Source organism: Empedobacter sp. UBA5528, assembly GCF_002426075.1.
Lineage (GTDB): Bacteria > Bacteroidota > Bacteroidia > Flavobacteriales > Weeksellaceae > Empedobacter > Empedobacter falsenii_B.
The window spans coordinates 1-4,014 of record NZ_DINY01000067.1 but is presented as its reverse complement, the minus strand read 5'-3'; the positions used below and the strand labels follow the sequence as shown (position 1 = coordinate 4,014).

The following is a 4,014-nucleotide window of genomic DNA, read 5'->3' as shown; positions in this document are numbered from 1 at the left end:
ATAAATCAGCTGCTGGAATTGCATTTTTTACTGGATCGTCTTTTTTGCGTTTGTTCAAACGCCATGTATTACGTGCAGGTAAACGAACCCAACGAGAATGTATGTCTAATACCACCTCATTTTTGCGAATATCTTCATAAACATTTTCTGGAACACTGTAAAAAGCTTTGTATTTGTTACGCGCATGCGAAAAAGTATGGTTAGCAATTTCTATATTTGGATTGGCTTTATAATCTTCTACATGTTGTTTCAAATCTTTCGTAAAAGCATTAAAACCAACTAAGAANNACCGTTCCTTTTACATTTTCTTCGGTTAATATTTTATTGATATTTTTACTTCCTTTATATGGACCATCGTCAAAAGTTAGGTAAACATATTGTTTTGTCGAATCAATAGGATTTTTCCTTTCTTCTTTTGCAATAGTATCTAATTTCAAAACTGAAGAGTCAACTTTTACCGTATAAATAGAATCAACATCATTCTGCAAAATTTCTTTTGGTTCAGAAGAAGTTGTTGTTTGATTTTGAATAGGATTATTTTCGTTTTTACAAGAAAAAACAAAAAGTAAAGTTCCAATTGCAAGAAAGCTTTTTAGATGTTTGTTGATAGCTAACATTGATTGTTTAGGTTTTGTGCGAAATTAATAATTTAATCTGATTTGAAATGTTAAATGATTGATGTTATTTATCAGATTATTAAGTGTTTACGGTTTTTAATTGTTGTAAATATTGCTTAATAACTTGAATTACACCATCTTCATCGTTAGAAGGCGCTTTAAAATTTGCCACTTCTTTTACATTTGGATGCGCATTTTCCATTGCAAAACTATATTTTGCCAAATGTAACATCTCCAAATCATTCATAAAATCCCCAAAAACAATGATTTCTTCAGAAGAAATATCCAATTTATTCATCAAAGCTTGTAATGCAACTCCTTTGTTCGATTTTTTGTTCATTACATCTAACCATACTTCTCCAGAAACCACAACTTTTAATCCATATTTTTCAAAATCAACTAATTTTGGAAATACATTAAATTCTGTTCCATCAGCGTGATTTACTGCAATTTTAATGAATTGTTCATTTTCGATTTTAGTTAAATCATCAACCCAAATATTTTTGTCATAATAATTTTTAAAATATTCTAAAAAAGTTTCATCTTTCGATTCCACATAAGCTGCATTTTTACCAGCCAAAACAATATTTGCGCCTTCTATTTTACGCACTTCTTCTACGATTTCTTTTACAACAGACCAATCCAATTCGTCAACAAAAATTTCTTCACCTTTATAGGTAACATAGGTTCCGTTTTCAGCAATAATTGCCAATTCATCTTTTATATTTTCAAAATAAGAAATGATACTATAATATTGACGACCACTTGCAGGTACAAATGTGATGTTGTTTTCTTTTAATTCTTCGTAAATTTTATTGAATTCTGGACTTAACGAATGATTAGAACGTAACAGAGTTCCGTCCATATCTGTCACGATTAATTTTATATTTTGCATTGATTTTTCTTAAATAAAAAGGTCTCATAATTGAGACCTCAAAGTTAGTTATAAATTTTTGGTTTGTTCTTCTTCGTTGTTCACGTGCTTAGAATTTTATAAAAAAATAAGAAAATTGTTCAATAGTGTAACTTTTTCTCCATGATATTATCGAGTAGTTTAAGTATTATTCAATATAAGTTTGTGTAGAGGAGTGACAAAAAAGAAGTTAATGTAAAGAAACACCTAAAAAAGCTAATCAAAAAGAGTATAAACCACAATTTTATGCGTTCAAAAAATATAGAAAAAGAATCGAAACCTTATTCTCTCAGCTCTGTGATCAGTTTATGATTAGACCGAAATTGTGCCAAAACTTTCGGTGGTTTTAAAACCATAATTTTAGCCAAAATTACAACTTTAACCACTATTCAATATCTAAATAATTTATGTTTAATAGAAATAGAAATAGTAATAAGCTAAAAATTAATCTTGTCGAATAATGCTCGATGGGTATTAAATAATGTTTGTTTACATGTTATAATGTTATTTTATAATTTATGAACCCGTTTTAATTTTATCAATAAACCTGTCATTTCGAGTGGAATTCTGAAAGAATTTTGTATCGAGAAAAAGGTTTTTGAAGATAAAATTCTATTCTTGATACAATTTTTTTCAGCCTATCCTGAGTTTATCAAAGGGTTCAACAGGCTTTATAAGTCCTTTTTTTATTGGTCAATCTTAAAACATTCATTATTTAGTAGAATAACATTTGTTTCGTTTAGCTCTTTTCTATTTTGCCCTATAAAATTTTTTAATTTTTCGGCAGTGTCCACAAGTTCAAGGCAAACTGGATTTTTTTTAGATGGAATTTCTGAAATATTGAAACTTATCTTATCGTTGTCTAAATAACCAGCTTTTGCAATAAAAATATTGGCTTGTTCAATATTCATTTCTTTCGCTTTCTTTAAAAGTAATTGTCCCAAATTGTTGCTCTAAAGTCGTTGCCATAAAGATTGTCCTTTGACTGTTTGTCCGTAGCCAAAATAAATTCTCATTACGTTTATATTGTTTGTATTCATATTCACAATTTTAAAGTTCATTTAATCTTTTTCCTTCGTGGTTCGAAAATCTTTTGTGCTTTGGTTCGCCAACCATTTGTTTGTTGTAAATGCTGTTATGTCCTGAAACTAAATATGCAACTACACAAGCAATTGCAACATACACTCCGCAATCAGCACCAAAAAGTTCAATTGCCATAATGCTACAAGCTAATGGCGTATTCGTTGCTCCTGCAAAAACGGCAACAAATCCCATTCCTGCTAAAAGTGCTGTTGGCAATGGAATGAAATAACTTAATGCGTTACCTAAAGTTGCCCCAATGAAAAACAGTGGAGTAACTTCTCCACCTTTAAAACTTGCTGCCAATGTGATGATGGTAAAAATCATTTTCAAGGCAAAATCATACATAGGTAATTGTTCTTCAAAGGACTGAACAATTGTAGGAATACCTAAGCCAATGTATTTTGTTGTGCCTATTGCCCAAACTGCAAGAGCAACAATAACACCGCCTATCAAAGGTCGGAAAGGTGGATACTCAATTTTTGATTTGAAAATAGAACTTGCCTTATGTATTGTTTTACTAAATGTTGCTGAGCATAATCCAAAAATAATTCCTGCAATGATTGCGTAAATGATATTTAAAAAAGAGATGTCGGGAACAAAATTGATGTAGTAATGAGTATGGTGTGTTTGCCAAAGTTTCGTAACTAAGTCTGCGAAAATAGCGGCTGCAAATGCGGGAAAAATAGCATCGTATTTTAATCGTCCGATTAAAAACACTTCTAAACCGAAAATTGCACCTGCCAATGGTGTACCAAATACAGACCCAAAACCTGCGGAAATGGCTGAAATGATTAAAATTTTTCGCTCGCTTTCAGAAAGTCGGAAAGGTTTACTGAATTGGTCGGCAATTGCACCCGCCATTTGTAGAGCTGTTCCCTCACGCCCTGCCGAACCACCGAATAAATGTGTTACCACGGTTCCGATATAAACAAACGGAGCCATACGGAAGGGAATAATTTGTTTAGGGTCGTGAATGGTATCAAGAAGTAAATTGTTTCCTGGTTTAATGTCTTTGCCCAAATAATAATAAAGTAAGCCAATGAAAAAACCACCAATAGGCAACAATGCAATTAACCATAAATGATTTTCCCGATAATTCGTAACCCAATCCAATGATTGAAGAAAACCTGCGGAAGCACTACCAACACAAAGTCCGATAAATAAGCAAATGAATGTCCATTTGAGGATGTAAGGAATAGTTGGATAACGTCTAAACAACGACCAAAGTTGTAAATTGATTTTTTTGCTGAATGATTTTTTTTGTTTTGTCTGCATAAACTACCTGATTAAATGTTAAACACTTAACTTAATCAGGCGTCATCAGCTTTTTTTATAGCGGTTGGGTAAGGAAGAACACCATTTCCTTTTTCGTCTGCTACTGTGGGTACGTCATATCCTCGT

At 31.7% G+C, this 4,014-nt stretch carries 4 protein-coding genes, 2 pseudogenes and 1 riboswitch; of the genes and pseudogenes, 1 reads left to right on the top strand and 5 read right to left on the bottom strand.

The window, feature by feature from the left end:
* From B4L98_RS14290 to B4L98_RS14280, 3 genes and pseudogenes are all read right to left on the bottom strand, one after another.
* Positions 1-253: pseudogene (locus tag B4L98_RS14290) on the bottom strand (hypothetical protein); the annotation flags it as partial.
* A 16-nt stretch (positions 254-269) separates the two neighbouring features.
* Positions 270-617, bottom strand: a complete 348-nt coding sequence (locus tag B4L98_RS14285; RefSeq protein ID WP_291078593.1) for a polysaccharide deacetylase family protein — start codon at positions 615-617, stop codon at positions 270-272.
* Positions 618-696: 79 nt separating this feature from the next.
* Positions 697-1,512 carry an HAD family hydrolase gene (locus tag B4L98_RS14280; RefSeq protein ID WP_286495788.1) on the bottom strand — a complete coding sequence of 272 codons (816 nt, stop codon included), beginning with the start codon at positions 1,510-1,512 and terminating at the stop codon, positions 697-699.
* 218 nt (positions 1,513-1,730) lie between these two features.
* On the opposite strand from B4L98_RS14280, the pseudogene B4L98_RS14275 reads away from it, so the two are divergent.
* Positions 1,731-1,991, top strand: a pseudogene (locus B4L98_RS14275) (transposase); the annotation flags it as partial.
* A 225-nt stretch (positions 1,992-2,216) separates the two neighbouring features.
* On the opposite strand, the gene B4L98_RS14270 reads toward B4L98_RS14275, so the two are convergent.
* Positions 2,217-2,474 carry a DUF190 domain-containing protein gene (locus B4L98_RS14270; RefSeq protein ID WP_291078591.1) on the bottom strand — a complete coding sequence of 86 codons (258 nt, stop codon included), beginning with the start codon at positions 2,472-2,474 and terminating at the stop codon, positions 2,217-2,219.
* Positions 2,475-2,580: 106 nt separating this feature from the next.
* On the bottom strand, positions 2,581-3,888 hold the full coding sequence (locus B4L98_RS14265; RefSeq protein WP_219034981.1) for a voltage-gated chloride channel family protein: 1,308 nt from the start codon (positions 3,886-3,888) through the stop codon (positions 2,581-2,583).
* Between the two features lie 29 nt (positions 3,889-3,917).
* Positions 3,918-3,986, bottom strand: a riboswitch (Fluoride riboswitch).
* Positions 3,987-4,014 lie beyond the last annotated feature (28 nt).

Coding starts and splice junctions, on each gene's coding strand:
- B4L98_RS14280 (WP_286495788.1), bottom strand. CDS start 1,512: ATGCAAAATATAAAATTAATCGTGACAGATATGGACGGAACTCTGTTA.
- B4L98_RS14265 (WP_219034981.1), bottom strand. CDS start 3,888: ATGCAGACAAAACAAAAAAAATCATTCAGCAAAAAAATCAATTTACAA.